16 protein-coding genes are annotated in these 14429 nt (G+C 62.8%); 14 read left to right on the top strand and 2 right to left on the bottom strand.

The window, feature by feature from the left end; all coding sequences use genetic code 11:
• Together Q1W40_RS05660 and Q1W40_RS05655 are read left to right on the top strand one after the other, a co-directional pair.
• Positions 1–566 (top strand): TCP-1/cpn60 chaperonin family protein (locus tag Q1W40_RS05660; protein ID WP_300709794.1); only part of this gene is annotated, 566 nt, incomplete at its 5' end.
• 109 nt (positions 567–675) lie between these two features.
• Complete coding sequence (locus Q1W40_RS05655; RefSeq protein WP_300709792.1) at positions 676–1644, top strand: cupredoxin family protein; 969 nt, start codon at positions 676–678, stop codon at positions 1642–1644.
• Positions 1645–1673: 29 nt separating this feature from the next.
• On the opposite strand, the gene Q1W40_RS05650 is transcribed toward Q1W40_RS05655, so the two are convergent.
• Complete coding sequence (locus Q1W40_RS05650; RefSeq protein ID WP_300709790.1) at positions 1674–2123, bottom strand: OsmC family protein; 450 nt, start codon at positions 2121–2123, stop codon at positions 1674–1676.
• A gap of 308 nt (positions 2124–2431) precedes the next feature.
• Here Q1W40_RS05650 and ilvA point away from each other — a divergent pair, with 308 nt between their 5' ends.
• Positions 2432–3976, top strand: coding sequence for a threonine ammonia-lyase, biosynthetic (gene ilvA, locus Q1W40_RS05645; RefSeq protein ID WP_300709788.1), 1545 nt, complete (start codon positions 2432–2434; stop codon positions 3974–3976).
• Positions 3977–4015: 39 nt separating this feature from the next.
• Here ilvA and Q1W40_RS05640 read toward each other — a convergent pair whose 3' ends face one another.
• On the bottom strand, positions 4016–4474 hold the full coding sequence (locus Q1W40_RS05640; RefSeq protein WP_300709786.1) for a type II secretion system protein N: 459 nt from the start codon (positions 4472–4474) through the stop codon (positions 4016–4018).
• A 21-nt stretch (positions 4475–4495) separates the two neighbouring features.
• Between Q1W40_RS05640 and gspG the strand changes: the two genes are divergently transcribed.
• Genes gspG through Q1W40_RS05585 form a run of 11 tightly spaced genes read left to right on the top strand, consistent with a single transcriptional unit; the run spans position 4496 to position 14428 of the window.
• Positions 4496–4933 carry a type II secretion system major pseudopilin GspG gene (gene gspG / locus Q1W40_RS05635; RefSeq protein WP_300709784.1) on the top strand — a complete coding sequence of 146 codons (438 nt, stop codon included), beginning with the start codon at positions 4496–4498 and terminating at the stop codon, positions 4931–4933.
• A complete protein-coding gene (locus Q1W40_RS05630; RefSeq protein ID WP_300709782.1) occupies positions 4908–5381 on the top strand; it encodes a prepilin-type N-terminal cleavage/methylation domain-containing protein in 474 nt (157 codons plus the stop codon). Before gspG ends, Q1W40_RS05630 begins: the two co-directional genes overlap by 26 nt.
• Positions 5378–5740 carry a type II secretion system minor pseudopilin GspI gene (gene gspI / locus Q1W40_RS05625; RefSeq protein WP_300709780.1) on the top strand — a complete coding sequence of 121 codons (363 nt, stop codon included), beginning with the start codon at positions 5378–5380 and terminating at the stop codon, positions 5738–5740. The genes Q1W40_RS05630 and gspI overlap by 4 nt, the downstream gene beginning before the upstream one ends.
• Positions 5740–6468, top strand: a complete 729-nt coding sequence (locus tag Q1W40_RS05620) for a prepilin-type N-terminal cleavage/methylation domain-containing protein (protein ID WP_300709778.1) — start codon at positions 5740–5742, stop codon at positions 6466–6468. Before gspI ends, Q1W40_RS05620 begins: the two co-directional genes overlap by 1 nt.
• Positions 6465–7466, top strand: coding sequence for a type II secretion system minor pseudopilin GspK (gene gspK / locus Q1W40_RS05615; protein WP_300709776.1), 1002 nt, complete (start codon positions 6465–6467; stop codon positions 7464–7466). Before Q1W40_RS05620 ends, gspK begins: the two co-directional genes overlap by 4 nt.
• 7 nt (positions 7467–7473) lie before the next feature.
• Positions 7474–8706, top strand: coding sequence for a type II secretion system protein GspL (gene gspL, locus Q1W40_RS05610; RefSeq protein WP_300709774.1), 1233 nt, complete (start codon positions 7474–7476; stop codon positions 8704–8706).
• A complete protein-coding gene (gene gspM, locus Q1W40_RS05605) occupies positions 8703–9224 on the top strand; it encodes a type II secretion system protein GspM (RefSeq protein ID WP_300709772.1) in 522 nt (173 codons plus the stop codon). The genes gspL and gspM overlap by 4 nt, the downstream gene beginning before the upstream one ends.
• 10 nt (positions 9225–9234) lie before the next feature.
• Positions 9235–10044: a type II secretion system protein N gene (gene gspN, locus Q1W40_RS05600; protein ID WP_300709770.1), complete on the top strand. Its 810-nt coding sequence runs from the start codon at positions 9235–9237 to the stop codon at positions 10042–10044.
• A gap of 4 nt (positions 10045–10048) precedes the next feature.
• Positions 10049–12151: a type II secretion system secretin GspD gene (gspD, locus tag Q1W40_RS05595; protein ID WP_300709768.1), complete on the top strand. Its 2103-nt coding sequence runs from the start codon at positions 10049–10051 to the stop codon at positions 12149–12151.
• Between the two features lie 3 nt (positions 12152–12154).
• On the top strand, positions 12155–13567 hold the full coding sequence (gene gspE, locus Q1W40_RS05590; RefSeq protein ID WP_300709766.1) for a type II secretion system ATPase GspE: 1413 nt from the start codon (positions 12155–12157) through the stop codon (positions 13565–13567).
• Between the two features lie 24 nt (positions 13568–13591).
• Positions 13592–14428 carry a MipA/OmpV family protein gene (locus Q1W40_RS05585; RefSeq protein ID WP_300709764.1) on the top strand — a complete coding sequence of 279 codons (837 nt, stop codon included), beginning with the start codon at positions 13592–13594 and terminating at the stop codon, positions 14426–14428.
• The last annotated feature ends 1 nt before the right edge of the window (position 14429 follow it).

Here is a 14429-nt window from a genome sequence, read left to right as displayed (position 1 = left end):
AGAAGCTGCAAGAGCGCGTGGCCAAGTTGGCTGGCGGTGTGGCCGTGATCAAGGTCGGCGCTGCCACCGAAGTCGAAATGAAAGAAAAGAAAGCCCGCGTGGAAGACGCCCTGCACGCCACTCGCGCTGCTGTGGAAGAAGGCATCGTGGCTGGCGGCGGCGTGGCCTTGCTGCGCGCACGTCAAACGGCTGGCACCATCAAAGGTGACAACGCTGACCAGGACGCCGGTATCAAACTGGTGTTGAAAGCCATCGAAGCGCCTCTGCGCGAGATCGTGTACAACGCCGGTGGCGAGCCATCGGTGGTGGTGAACGCTGTGTTGGCTGGCAAAGGCAACTACGGCTTCAACGCTGCCAACGACACCTACGGCGACATGATCGAAATGGGTATTCTGGACCCTACAAAAGTGACCCGTACTGCATTGCAGAACGCCGCTTCTGTGGCTTCCTTGATGCTGACCACCGAGTGCATGGTGTCCGAAGCTCCGAAAGACGAAGCTGCTGGCGGCATGCCCGACATGGGTGGTATGGGCGGCATGGGTGGTATGGGCGGCATGGGCATGTAACAAGCCCCAGCCTGTCATCCCGGACGCGCTCCGGGATCCAGACGCCAAAGCCCCACGAGAGATCGTGGGGCTTTTTTCTTGTCCGTACACTTGATGCATTGGAGGTCACATGGCTATTGCAACTTTTCAACACCAGCATGGCGCGATGCTGCTCAAGTACTCGGGCATCAGCTTCATTTCCGGGGCGGTCAATCACGGCTTTTTCAGCGGAGAGCGCTCGCTCTGGACAGCGGCCATTGGCATGGTGCTGTTCGTGCTGGGCGCCTGGCTGGAACACCGACTGACCGATCACACGGGCAGCACAGAGCGCACCAGTTTGCTTCAAACCCTGGTTCTGGGTTCCTTGCTCTCCATTGGTTTGGGCTTTTTCACAGGCGGTCTGCAGCACTTTCCGGACTCCCCGGCCCGCAGCGCCTGGGTGGTGCCACTGGGCTTCATCGTGTCGGTGCTGGCACTGGCCTTGAGCACACGCCGAGCATGGCAACGCTCTGCCACGGTGTATGTGGTGGTGCTGGGTGCTCTGGTCAGTGCTGGCAGCTATGGCGCTTGGCAATGGCTGGTGCGCAACCCCGACTGGGCCACCACAGGCCACAGCCACGGCGAAGCCTCTGACGCGACAAGCCATGCGTCAGCGCTTCAAGCCCAGGTGGTCACACGCAGCATCGCGGTGCGCATGGACGACCAAATGCGCTTTAGCCCCTCATCGATCGCGGTGCAAGCGGGCGAGACCATCCGCTTTGTGGTGCACAACGCAGGCGCGACCGCCCATGAAATGGTGCTGGGCAGTGCGCAAGAGATCGCAGCCCACGCGCAAGGCATGAAGCAGGCAGCCAGCGCCAACCAAGGGGCTGCCCACGAACACGGCCATGGCGTGGAAATCACCGTGGCCGCAGGCCAAACGGGCGAGCTGGTGGTGCGTTTTCCAGTCGCCGGCACCGTCGAGATGGCATGCCTGATTCCGGGCCACTATGAAGCCGGCATGCGCGGCAAGGTCGAAGTCAGCCAGGCTTCTGCGCCCGCCACGCCCAAGCCTGCGAAACCCGCTGCAGCACACGACCACAGCGGCCACACACACTGAGCCCCTCCCGCCTGGAGGGGTGCACGCACTCAGGCTTCGACGATGTCGAAGCTGGTGGTGATGTCTGCGGTCTTGCCCAGCATGATGCTGGCCGAGCAGTATTTGTCGTGGCTCATGGCGATGGCACGTTCTACCGCACTGGCCGGCACGCCATTGCCGGTGATGGTGAAGTGCATGTTGATCTTGGTGAACACCTTGGGGTCCACTTCGGCACGTTCGCTGGTCAATTTAACGCTGCAGCCACGCACATCGTGGCGACCCCGCTTGAGGATCAAGACCACGTCATACGCCGTGCAACCACCTGTCCCGGCGAGCAGCGTTTCCATGGGGCGGGGCGCCAGATTCTGTCCACCGTTTTCAGGTTTAGCGGCGTCTGGTGCGCCGTCCATGGCGATGACATGGCCGGAGCCGGTTTCGGCCAAAAAGCCCATGCCTGAGCGGGTTCCGGCCGCGCCGGTCCAAGTGACTGTGCAATCCATGCTGTTTTCCTTGTGCTGAGCGCCTTGCGAACAACGTCCGACAAAGCATTGGGCATGGATCGTAAACGGATTTCCCGAACTGGCTTTACATGTTTTTGCAATTTGAGCGCGCCAACTTGCTGCAATGCAACAAAAACACCGCTACAATTTCGAACATGCGTGCTTTTTTGCATGCGCCTTTTGTCTCCTCCACCCTCCGAAAAGGTGGATTTGCCCCGAACCGCAAGGATCGGGGCATTTTTTTTGGCCCGTTATCATCAGGGTCACACTGATTGAATGCTGCACCCTTGTGCCGCATGCCGCCTGCGATGACCAAACACCTCAAACCTGCCGACTACCTCAAGAAAATCCTCAACGCCAAGGTCTATGACGTGGCGACCGAGTCGGCGCTGGAGACCGCCAAAAACCTGTCCCGCCGCCTGCACAACAAAGTGCTGCTCAAGCGCGAAGACCAGCAGCCCGTCTTCAGCTTCAAGCTGCGCGGCGCGTACAACAAGATGGCGCACCTGATGCCTGAGCAGCTCAAGAAGGGCGTGATCTGCGCCTCGGCAGGCAACCACGCCCAAGGCGTGGCGCTCAGTGCCAGCAAGCTGGGCACCCGCGCCGTGATCGTCATGCCCACCACCACCCCGCAAGTGAAGATCGATGCCGTCAAAGGCTTGGGTGGCGAAGTGGTGCTGTTTGGTGACAGCTATTCAGACGCCTACAACCACTCGGTGTTGCTCGAAAAGAAACAAGGCCTGACCTTCGTGCACCCCTTTGACGATCCGGATGTGATTGCCGGTCAGGGCACCATCGCCATGGAAATGCTGCGCCAGCACCAGGGCCCCCTGGATGCGGTGTTTGTCGCCATCGGCGGCGGCGGCCTGATCAGCGGCGTGGCCAACTACATCAAAGCCGTGCGCCCCGAAGTCAAAGTCATCGGTGTGCAGATGAACGACTCGGACGCGATGATCCAGTCGGTCAACGCCAAAAAGCGAGTGATCCTGGCCGATGTGGGCCTGTTCTCGGACGGCACCGCCGTCAAGCTGGTGGGCGAAGAAACCTTCCGCGTCTCGCGGGCCTTGGTCGACGAATACATGACCGTGGACACCGATGCGGTCTGCGCGGCCATCAAGGATATTTTTGTGGACACCCGCTCGATCGTGGAGCCCGCTGGCGCGCTGGCCGTGGCCGCGATCAAGCAGTACGTGGCCCAGCACAAGACCAAGGGCGAAACCTACGCCGCCATCTTGTGCGGCGCCAACATGAACTTTGACCGCCTGCGCTTCGTGGCCGAACGTGCCGATGTAGGCGAAGAAAAAGAAGCCCTGTTTGCGGTCACGATTCCCGAAGAACGCGGCAGCTTCAAGCGCTTTCTGGAATTGATCGGCAGCCTGCCCGGCGGTCCGCGCAATGTGACCGAGTTCAACTACCGCATGAGCGATGCCGACAAGGCCCATGTGTTCCTGGGCCTGAGCACGCACGGCAAAGGCGAGAGCACCAAGATCACCGCCAACTTCAACAAGCACAAGTTTGCGGCCATGGATCTGACCCACGATGAACTGGCCAAAGAACACATCCGCCACATGGTGGGGGGCCATTCCGCCTTGTCGCAAGACGAGCGCCTGCTGCGTTTTGAGTTTCCGGAGCGTCCGGGTGCCTTGCTCAAATTCCTGAGCCTCATGCGCCCCGGCTGGAACATCTCCTTGTTCCACTACCGCAACCAAGGCGCCGACTACGGCCGCATCCTGGTGGGCCTGCAAGTGCCGCCCAAGGACGACAAGGCCTTTGCCAAATTCCTGGATGCGTTGGGGTATCCGTACGCGGAAGAGACGAATAATCCGGTTTATCGGATGTTCTTGCGCAGCTGATAAGTCGCGCGGCAGTCGTCCTCGGCCGCTGGCTTCAAATCAAGGCGTTTTATCCACCGGCAATTGAAGGACTTGCAGGCGGGGTCCATCCACGGTTGCACCCAACTGTGCGCCTTTGGGGCTCAGGTTTTGCAAAACCAGTCCCTCCCCCACGGCTTGCCCCACACGGTAAGCCTTGGGCGTTTGCCCGTCCACAGCAATCAAAGCGCTGCCTTGCCCCGAAATGCCCGCGATGACGCCGAGCAATTGCAATCGGCCAGTCTCCGGTGCATCAGACATCGCCACCGCCGTCGCCCCCAAAGCACGCTGCAATTGCGTGGAGGCTTGTGCCGAGGCACCCTCTGTGGCAGCTGTCACTGGAGCACCCAAAATGACCGGGCTGGACGGAAACTGCAAAGCCCAATAACCGGCACTCAGTGCGGCAGCACACCAAAGCGCCCCTGTCACCAGAGACGGCAAACGGATGCTGAAAATGAAAGCGCGGCGATTGTGCAACATGGTCAGATTATGATGGATACCATGCAAAAACCACTGTCTCCCCGCCCACGCCGCCAACGCGGCTTCACCCTGATCGAGCTGATGGTGGTGCTGGCCATCATCGGCGTTTTGGCGGCATTGATCGTGCCCAACGTGCTGGGCCGGGCTGACGATGCCCGCATCACCGCTGCCCGCACCGACGTGGGTAACCTGATGCAAGCGCTCAAACTCTACAAACTGGACAACCAGCGCTTTCCCAGCAGCGAACAGGGTCTGAAAGCCTTGATCAGCAAGCCCACCACCGAGCCTGTGCCCGGCAACTGGAAGTCTTACCTGGACAAACTGCCCAACGACCCCTGGGGCCGTGCCTACCAATACATGAACCCCGGCATCAAAGGCGAGGTGGATGTGCTGTCCTTTGGCGCTGACGGTCAAACCGGTGGCGAGGGCAACAATGCGGACATCGGCAGCTGGCAATAAGCGGCCCCGCCCCCCTGCAGACCAAGGCTTCACCTTGCTGGAATTGCTGGTGGTGGTAGCGCTGATCGCCATCGCCACAGCGGGCGTGAGCCTGTCCCTGCGCGACAGCGCTGACAGTGCCCTGGAGCGCGACGCCACGCGCCTGGCCGCGCTGCTGGAAACCGCACGTGCGCAAGCCCGCGCCAGTGGCCTGCCCGTGGTCTGGCGAAGCACCCCAACGGGCTTTGTGTTCGAAGGCCTGCCCCCCCCGGGTCTGCCCCAAAGATGGCTCAGCGAGGCCACGCGCACCACAGCCAGCCAGCCTGTCGTTCTGGGCCCCGAGCCACTGATTCCACCGCAAAGCATCGCACTCACACCGGCCCAAAGGCCATCGCTCACCCTCTGGGTCAGCAGCGATGGACTCAGGCCGTTTCGGGTGCAACGCACGCCTGGATGGACAGCCCCATGACCCGAACGTCCGCGCGAGGTTTCACCTTGATCGAAGTCTTGGTCGCACTGGGCATTGTGGCTGTGGCCTTGCTGGCAGGACTCAAGGCCACGGGCTCACTGAGCCGCAACGCGGACCGCCAAACCTTGAGCATGCTGGGCCAAATGTGCGCCGACAACGAATTGATCCGCTTGCGCCTGCGCAGACAACTGCCTGACATCGGCAACAGCCAAGTGGAATGCATTCAGGCTGGACGCACCATGCAAGTGGAGATGCAGGTCAAAACCACGCCCAATCCGAACTTCCGGCGGGTGGATGCCAGGGTGCTCAGTCAAGGGGAATTTGTACTGCAAGTCTCGACGGTGATGGGGCGCAACTGATGAATGCCCGCCACAAGCCATGCGCAAACACCGGATGGCGGCGCTTTGCCCGCCCCGCCCAGGTACATGGATTCACCTTGATCGAGGTGCTGGTGGCCATCAGCGTGATGGCGCTCATGTCGCTCATGGCCTGGCGTGGGCTCGATGGCATGCTGCGCTCGCAAAGCGGCATGCAAAGCCGTGCCGACGACATCCGCACCCTGCAAGCTGGTCTGGCCCAATGGCAAACCGACTTGGACCAACTGAGCGAGCTGCCGGGCACCAGCAGCTGGAATTGGGATGGCCAAGTCTTGCGCCTGACCCGCCGCGCCAACGCCGCCGATGAAGCCATCCAGGTGGTGGCATGGACTTGGCGGGGCAACCCCGCTCGCCCAGGCGGCGGCGATTGGCAACGCTGGCAGTCCGCCCCCATGACCTTGCGTGCCGACTGGCAAAACGCCTGGGCGCTGGCTGGGCAATGGGGGCAGACCCCCACCGAGGCCACCCGCAAGGGCCAAGTGCAGATCCACCCGATGGCAGGCTGGCAAATCTTCGTCCACCTTGGCGGCAGCTGGACCAACCCTTTGTCCAGCGATGCGGTCCATACCGGCACCCCCTCATCTGCCCCGATGCCCGGCAGCACACCCGATGGTGTGCGCCTGATCCTGACCCTGCCCCAAGGGCCTGTCGGCGCAGGCACACTGACCCTGGATTGGGTGCGCCCCTCCTTGTCAGGCGGTCCGGCATGAAGGCGCAAAAAGGCGCCGCCTTGCTGGTGGCCATGCTGACCGTGGCCCTGGTGGCCACCCTGACCAGTGCCGCCTTGTGGCAGCAATGGCGGCAAGTCGAGATCGAATCGGCCGAACGCGGCCGCAGCCAAACCGCATGGATGATGACCGGCGCCCTGGACTGGGCGCGCCTGATCCTGCAGGAAGACGCCCGCGCACAGCAAGGCGGCCAAGTCGATCACCTGGGAGAGCCCTGGGCCCTTCCCGTGCTGGAATCGAAGTTGTCCACCTTTTTGTCGCAAGATCAGAAATGGCAAGAAGGCGATGCCGAGGTGTTTTTATCGGGCTACATCAGTGATACCCAGTCGCGCCTGAATGTGCGCAACCTGGTGGACAAGGGCAAGATCGTAGCGCCCGAACTGATGGTCTGGGTGCGGCTGTTTGAACGGCTGAACCTGCCTCTGAACGAACTGGAAAGCCTCACCCGTCGCCTGCCCGTCGCCCTGTCCAGCGCCACAGCCAACGCCAGCGAATCGGCCTCTACCAGCCCCACGGCAACGGCCGCTTCAACCTCCCCATCCACAAGCCCGCTGATGCCGCAGCGCAGCGCTCAACTGGTGTGGCTGGGTTTGAGCCCACAAACCCTCTCGGTCCTGGACAACTTCATCACCGTGCTCCCCGAGCCCACCCCGATCAACCTGAACACCGCGCCTGCCGAAGTCCTCATGGCCTGCGTGCCTGGCCTGGACCTGGCCAGCGCCCGCCAGCTGGTGGCCCAGCGTGAGCGCGGCCATTGGGACAGCCTGGACGCCGCCCGAAAAAGCCTGGGGGCGTTGGGAAAAGGGCTTGACGACCAGCGCCACAGCATCCAAAGCCAATACTTTGAAATCCATGGCCGCATGCGCATCGACCGCGTCGTGCAACAAGAACGTGCGCTGGTCAAACGAGAAGGCACACTGGTGCGCATGTTGTGGCGTGCCCGTTCACCGTTGGTGAGCCACACAGCGCCCCTACAATGAACCCGACATGCGCACACTGATCCTGCAACTGCCCCTCGAACTGCCTCAGGCGCCAACAAGCTACCTGCACGCCTGGGTACAGGCCGATGCGCAGACAGCGCCGCTGGACTTGCAATGGAGCCGCGCCAACTTGTTGCCGCAAACAGCGCGCGACACCGAATGCGTGGTCATGGTCCCCGCTGCGGCCCTGTCCTGGCATGCCGTGGATTTGCCCAAGGGCTTGCACAAACAAGCCGGTCGCCTGCAAGCGGCCTTGCACGGGCTGCTGGAAGAGCGTGTGCTCGACGACCCGGCTCAATTGCACATGGCCTTGGCGCCGCATTGGAAAAACGACCCTCGCCCGTGGGTGGCTGTTTGCAACAAAGCCTGGCTGCAGGCGCACCTGAACGCGCTCGATGCGGCGGGCTTGACCGTCCACCGCATCGTGCCCGAGTTATGCCCCGACAGCAGCAGCCTGCACATCACCGCCACAGGCGATGAAGACCATGGCTGGCTTTGGCTGCACCAGTCCGATCAAGGCGTCTGGGGCTTGCCCTTGTCTGGCCTCCAAGCGAGCAGCCTGGACCTCAATGAGGAGGAACGCCAAACCGCCATCATCCAGGCCGAGCCAGGCGTGGTGCGCCTGGTCTCCCAAAAGCTGCAAGCCTCTGCCCAACTGATGTCGCCCGGCCAGCACTGGCTGGCCGCACTGTCCAGCGGCTGGGACTTGGCGCAGTTTGAGTTTCAAACCGATGCCCGCGCACGCCTGCTGAAAACAGCGCAACGGCTGGGCCACCAAGTGTGGCAACACCCGCAATGGCGCTGGGCACGCTGGGGCCTGGCCGCCTTGTTGTGCGGCCAGCTGGTCGGCTTGAATGTCTGGGCTTGGAAAACACGCACCAACTGGCAAGCCCAGCAGCAGTCTTGGGCGCACATCCTGCAAGAGACATTCCCGCAAACCAGCGTGGTGGTCGATGCCCCCTTGCAAATGAAACAACAAATGGCACGCCTGCGCCAAAGCTCCAGCGCACTGGCGCCGGACGACCTGGAATCCATGCTCAGCGCATTGGGCGCGGCCTTGCCCCCCCCAGTGCAAGCCCCTCGGCAGTGGCACTACCAGGCAGGACTGTTGCGCCTGATCGGCTGGCCACTGAATGCACAAGACCAACAAACCCTCCAGCAACAACTGGTCCAGCCGGGCTATCGGCTTCGCGCCGAAGGCGACGACTGGCTCATGAGCCCGGCAGGGAGCGCGCCATGAACACCGCCATTCCATCCCTGCTCAGGCCTGTCCGCCAGATCTGGCTGCAACGCAGCTTGCGTGAACGCCTTTTGCTGCAAGTGGCGGCGTGGCTGATCGGTGCGGCGATTTTGTGGACCTTGGGCCTGGCCCCCGCGATGCGCACCTGGCATGAAGCACCTGCCCGACAAGCCGCGCTGGACCAGCAAAGCCAGCAGATGCTGCAATGGCAAGCGCAAGCCACACGGCTGAAAACCCCACAGACCCTCAAGCGCGCAGATGCGGTGCAATGGTTGCAGGCCCATGTCTCGGCACTGGGCCCCAAGGCCAAGCTCCAAATGCAGGGCGAGCAAATACAACTGACTCTGGACGCTGCACCTGCCGAAGCTCTGGCCCTATGGCTGAGCCAGGCCCGCGAACACGCGCATGCCCGCCCGGTGCAAGCCCAGTTGCAACAAGCGCCCGCCAGCACCACCGCGCCAACCACGCCCACTGCGGGCGTGGCGTGGAGCGGCACCTTGCTTCTGAGCCTGCCGTGAACACAGCGCCATGAAAACCCGCCCAGTCAACCACCACGCATCCAGCACCGCTTGGCGCTTTGCCGTGGCTGGCGCATTGCTGGGCAGCTTGCTCGCCTGCTTGCTGTGGGCACCTGCACGCTGGCTGTCCTGGGCAGTCGGCCAGGCCTCGCAAGGTCAAGTGCAGCTGGGCAACGCCCGAGGCACCTTCTGGCAGGGCTCGGCGCAAATCACCCTCAGCGGCGGTGCGGGCAGCCTGGATGCACAAACCCTGCCTGGCCGCTTGAACTGGCGCATCGTGCCAGGCTGGATGAACTTGCAAATCCAACTGCAAGCCGACTGTTGCATGGACCAGCCCGCCCAAGCGATGCTGCATGCTGGCTGGGCCCAGCTGCGCGTGCAGCTGGACAACCACCAGTCACGCTGGCCTGCTGCGTGGCTAACGGGCCTGGGCGCCCCCTGGAACACCCTGCAAGCCGAAGGCCAGCTGCAATTGCGCACCGAATCCTTGCAACTGCAATGGGCCGCAGGTCGCTTGCAAATGCAAGGCCTGGCCGAGCTGCAAGCGCAAGGCATGTCTTCACGCCTGAGCACCCTCAAACCCATGGGCAGTTACCGCGTGCAAGTGCGCGGCACGCTTGAAGGCACCGCCACACCCGAGTTGCAGTTGAGCACCCTGCAAGGCCCGCTGCAACTGCAAGGCCAGGGCCAATGGGTCGGCTCGCGGCTGCGTTTTTCGGGCGAAGCGCGTGCCGACGAAGGCGCCGAAGCCGCCCTGTCCAACTTGCTGAACATCATCGGCCGCCGTCAAGGCACGCGCAGCCTGCTTTCTTTGGGATGAACCCATGCACACACTGAACACACTCCTCCAATCGAGCCGCCTGTCGGTCATCACCTGTGCCGTCTGGCTTGCGCTGGGCGGCACCTCGCTGGTGAGCGCTCAAAACGCACCGGGCAAGCCGGGCACCAAAAGCAAAGAGCCGATCACGCTGAACTTTGTGAATGCCGACATCGAGGCCGTGGCCCGCACGCTGGCCAGCTTGTCGGGGCACAACGTGGTGGTCGATCCCCGCGTCAAAGGCACCATGTCGCTGTCCAGCCAAGTGGCCGTCCCGCCTGCACAAGCCCTGCACTTGTTTGCCACCCAATTGCGCACGCAAGGCTTTGCCCTGATTGAATCTTCGGGTCTGTACACCGTCTTACCCGAAGCCGAAGCCAAACTGCAAAGCGGCACAGTATCGGCCGGCCCCGTAGGCGCCAGCAGTGGGCAGGTGGTCACGCAAATCTTTCGTCTGAACCACGAGAGCGCCAACAACCTGGTGCCGGTGCTGCGCCCGCTGATCAGCCCCAACAACACCATCAACGTGAACCCGGGCACAAACGCACTGGTCATCACCGATTACGGCGACAATCTGCAGCGCTTGGGCCGCATCATTGCTGCCCTGGACGTGTCCAACGCCACCGGTGTGGAAGTGATCCGCCTGAAACACGGCATCGCCGCCGACATGGCCACCATGGTTCAACGCCTGATCGATTCGGGTGCGGCCTCCGGCGTTGCAGGCGCAACAGCAGGCACGCCTGGCCTGACAGACTCGGGCTTCAAAACCACGGTGTTGGCTGAAACCCGCACCAATGCGCTCATCGTGCGCGCCGCCAACCCGGCCAAACTGGCCCTGACGCGCAGCCTGATCGAGCAACTTGACCAGCCCAACGCGTCTGGGGCAAGTGCTGCCAGCGGCAACATCCATGTGGTCTATCTGAAAAACGCCGACGCCACCAAACTGGCCACCACCTTGCGCGCAGCCATCAGCAACAGCGCCATGGGCACCTCGGGCAGCGCCAATGCCAGCATGGCGGTGCAGCCCACCCCCAACACAGCGGGCGTGCCGGGCAGCAGCACGAGCAGCCAGCCGTCCACCGGCGGGCAGATCCAGGCCGACCCGGCCACCAACGCGCTGATCATCACCGCGCCCGAGCCGCAATACCGCCAGCTGCGCAGCGTGATCGACATGCTCGACCAGCGCCGTGCCCAGGTCTTTGTGGAAAGCCTGATCGCCGAAGTCAGCGCCGACAAGGCGGCCGAATTTGGCGTGCAGTGGATGAGCGGCACCGGCACGGGCAGCAGCACCGTGGGGCTATTGGGGACCAACTTCTCAGTGGGCGGCACCAATTTGCTGTCGCTTGCTGCCAATGCAGCCAACGGCCAATACAGCGCATCGCCGGGCTTGAACATCGCCGCTGGCCGTCAACGCAACGGCGTTTTGGCCTTGGGCGCATTGGCCCGGTTTTTACAAACCAATGGCGACGCCAACATCCTGTCCACACCCAATTTGCTGACCCTGGACAACGAAGAAGCCAAGATCGTGATCGGCCAGAACGTGCCTTTTGTCACCGGTCAATACACGGCCAACAACAGCACCAGCGGCGCGGTCAACCCCTTCCAGACCATTGAGCGCAAAGATGTGGGCCTGACCTTGCGCGTGAAACCACAGATCAGTGAAAGCGGCACTGTGAAGATGCAAATCTTCCAGGAAGTCAGCAGCATCGACAACAAAAGCTCCTCCAGCGCAGGCCTGATCACCAACAAACGCTCCATCGAATCGAGCGTCCTGGTGGAAGACGGCTCCATCGTGGTGCTGGGCGGTTTGCTGCAAGACGACACCAGCAGCAGCCAGGAAAAGGTGCCCGGCTTCGGTGACATCCCATTTCTGGGCGCCTTGTTCAAAGCCGAAACCCGCAGCCGCAAAAAAACCAATCTGATGGTGTTCTTGCGCCCCGTGGTGGTGCGTGATGGTGCAGCCACCGAAGCCCTGTCTTTGGGCCGCTACGAGCAAATGCGCCTGAACCAGATGAGTGTTCAGCCCTTGGCCACACCCACCATCCCGATCGAAGGCGCGGCTGTCCTGCCCAGCCTGAGTCCGGTCGTACCCGCCGCATCCAAGCCCTGAGCCATGCGAGCAACCCACCCCCTGCCCTACACTTTCGCCCGCACCAACCGGCTTTTACTGGAAGGTGGCGCTCAAGGTCTGACCCTTTGGCTGTGCAGCGACAGCGCCCGTTCAGCGCTGTCCGAGGTCACACGCAAATACGGCCCACAAGGTCTGGACATCCAGCACACCACAGCGGTCGAGCTGCAAGAACGCATCCACCAGGCCTATGCCGGAGGGCAGGCCCACGGCTCATCGACGGCCGCCGACGTGGTCAGCGAAGTCGAGTCCGACGCCGACCTCTCGCGCATGATGCAGGAGCTGCCCGCCGTGGAAGACCTGCTCGAAGCCAGCGACGACGCGCCCATCATCCGCATGCTCAACGCCCTGCTCACGCAGGCGGCACGCGACGGCGCCAGCGACATCCACATCGAGCCGTATGAACGCCACTCCAGTGTGCGTTTTCGCATTGACGGCACTTTGCGCGAAGTGGTTCAGCCCAACCGGGCGCTGCATGCCGCACTGATCTCGCGCCTGAAAATCATGGCCGAACTCGACATTGCTGAAAAACGCTTGCCCCAAGACGGCCGCATCAGCCTGCGCCTGGGCAGCAAGGCGGTCGATGTGCGTGTCTCCACCTTGCCCAGCGCCCATGGCGAGCGCGCTGTGCTGCGCCTGCTGGACAAGAGCGAAGCCCGCCTGACCCTGGAGGCCGTGGGCATGCAAGGCCAGGTGCTGCAGCAAGTGGAGCAGCTCATTGCACAACCCCACGGCATCTTGCTGGTCACCGGCCCCACCGGTTCGGGCAAAACCACCTCGCTGTATGCCGCGCTGCAAAGGCTGGACGCCGAGCACAACAACATCATGACGGTGGAAGACCCGATCGAGTACGAGCTGTCGGGCGTGGGCCAAACCCAGGTCAACGCCAAAATCGATTTGACCTTTGCCAAAGCCCTGCGCGCCATCTTGCGGCAAGACCCGGATGTGATCATGATCGGCGAGATCCGCGACTTTGAAACCGCACAGATCGCCATCCAGGCTTCGCTCACCGGCCACCTGGTGCTGGCCACGCTGCACACCAACGACGCGGCCAGCGCCATCACCCGGCTGACCGACATGGGCGTGGAGCCCTTCTTGCTGAGCTCATCGCTGCTGGGCGTTCTGGCCCAGCGCCTGGTGCGCCAACGCTGCAAAGCCTGCGCGGGCCAGGGATGCGATGCCTGCGGGCAAACGGGCTATGCCGGTCGCACCGGCATCTTCGAGCTGTTGGTGGCCTCTGAGGACATTCGGGCACAAATCCACCAAGGCGCCGCCGAGGCCGATGTGCGTGCCACGGCCTTGCGCCAAGGCATGGTGCTGATGCGCGAAGATGGTCAGCGCTTGGTCGATGCCGGCATCACCAGCGCCGAAGAACTGCTGCGCGTCACGCGCGATTGAGCAGCCAGGCTGGAGCGAACCTGCATGCGCCAAACCCACACACCGTCCCGCTGGCGCAACGCTTGGTTGCGTGCGCTGTGTAGCGTGGTGTGTTGTGCGGCTTTGAGTGCTCCGGCGCAAGAGCACCCCAGCATCACCGTGCCAGAGGCAGAAGCCCCCGCGCCCTCCCCCTGGACTTACAGCCTGGGGCTGCGCACCGAAATTGCCAACCTCAGCCATCCGGGCAGCATGAAGCTGCGCCCCAGCCTGGGCCTGCGCTACGGGCGCTGGCGCATCGGGCAAACCGATGGCACAGACTGGCACCGCTTTGGTCAGGTGCTGCAAGACAACAACCTCACCTATGACGTGCGACAGGACTCCAAGTGGAGCGTTTCGCTGTCCGGCAGCATCATCAACCTCGACAAGGACAGCCACTTTGACGCCGTCAAAGCCGGCCGCAAAACCTTGCGTGCCAAAGCCGGGCTGGACTACCGCCTGCCCAACCGCTGGTCGGTCGGCCTGATCGCCACACAAGACGTGTTCATGCGAGGCGACGGCACCACCTTGTCTCCCGTGCTGACTTACCGCAAACCCTTGACGGAAAACAGCACCTTGATGCTCAGCCAGTCGATCATCTGGGGCAGTGCCTCGCACTGGCAAACGCAGCAAAACCGGACCCCGCAGGGCGTCACACACCAAGGCGCGGGTTGGGGCGGTCTCGGCACCCAGCTGGCCTACCGGCACAAACTGTCGCGGCATTGGGGCTTTTTCAGCCAACTTGGCGCCCAACGCACGATCCAGCCGGTCTTTCCGACCACCGTGTCTTCGCCCACCCACTGGACCTATTCGGGTCAGTTGGGTGTGGTGTATTTCGACCATTGAG

It is taken from the genome of Limnohabitans sp. (assembly GCF_030158565.1).
Lineage (GTDB): Bacteria > Pseudomonadota > Gammaproteobacteria > Burkholderiales > Burkholderiaceae_C > Limnohabitans_A.
This window is presented reverse-complemented; position numbering and strand designations above follow the sequence as displayed.

Excerpts from the sequence above, each read along its gene's own strand:
- Q1W40_RS05630 (WP_300709782.1), top strand. The coding sequence starts at position 4,908 with ATGCGGACATCGGCAGCTGGCAATAAGCGGCCCCGCCCCCCTGCAGAC.
- gspG (WP_300709784.1), top strand. The coding sequence starts at position 4,496 with ATGCAAAAACCACTGTCTCCCCGCCCACGCCGCCAACGCGGCTTCACC.
- gspN (WP_300709770.1), top strand. The coding sequence starts at position 9,235 with ATGAAAACCCGCCCAGTCAACCACCACGCATCCAGCACCGCTTGGCGC.
- gspI (WP_300709780.1), top strand. The coding sequence starts at position 5,378 with ATGACCCGAACGTCCGCGCGAGGTTTCACCTTGATCGAAGTCTTGGTC.
- Q1W40_RS05620 (WP_300709778.1), top strand. The coding sequence starts at position 5,740 with ATGAATGCCCGCCACAAGCCATGCGCAAACACCGGATGGCGGCGCTTT.
- Q1W40_RS05585 (WP_300709764.1), top strand. The coding sequence starts at position 13,592 with ATGCGCCAAACCCACACACCGTCCCGCTGGCGCAACGCTTGGTTGCGT.
- gspL (WP_300709774.1), top strand. The coding sequence starts at position 7,474 with ATGCGCACACTGATCCTGCAACTGCCCCTCGAACTGCCTCAGGCGCCA.
- Q1W40_RS05650 (WP_300709790.1), bottom strand. The coding sequence starts at position 2,123 with ATGGATTGCACAGTCACTTGGACCGGCGCGGCCGGAACCCGCTCAGGC.
- ilvA (WP_300709788.1), top strand. The coding sequence starts at position 2,432 with ATGACCAAACACCTCAAACCTGCCGACTACCTCAAGAAAATCCTCAAC.
- gspM (WP_300709772.1), top strand. The coding sequence starts at position 8,703 with ATGAACACCGCCATTCCATCCCTGCTCAGGCCTGTCCGCCAGATCTGG.
- Q1W40_RS05655 (WP_300709792.1), top strand. The coding sequence starts at position 676 with ATGGCTATTGCAACTTTTCAACACCAGCATGGCGCGATGCTGCTCAAG.
- gspE (WP_300709766.1), top strand. The coding sequence starts at position 12,155 with ATGCGAGCAACCCACCCCCTGCCCTACACTTTCGCCCGCACCAACCGG.
- gspD (WP_300709768.1), top strand. The coding sequence starts at position 10,049 with ATGCACACACTGAACACACTCCTCCAATCGAGCCGCCTGTCGGTCATC.
- Q1W40_RS05640 (WP_300709786.1), bottom strand. The coding sequence starts at position 4,474 with ATGTTGCACAATCGCCGCGCTTTCATTTTCAGCATCCGTTTGCCGTCT.
- gspK (WP_300709776.1), top strand. The coding sequence starts at position 6,465 with ATGAAGGCGCAAAAAGGCGCCGCCTTGCTGGTGGCCATGCTGACCGTG.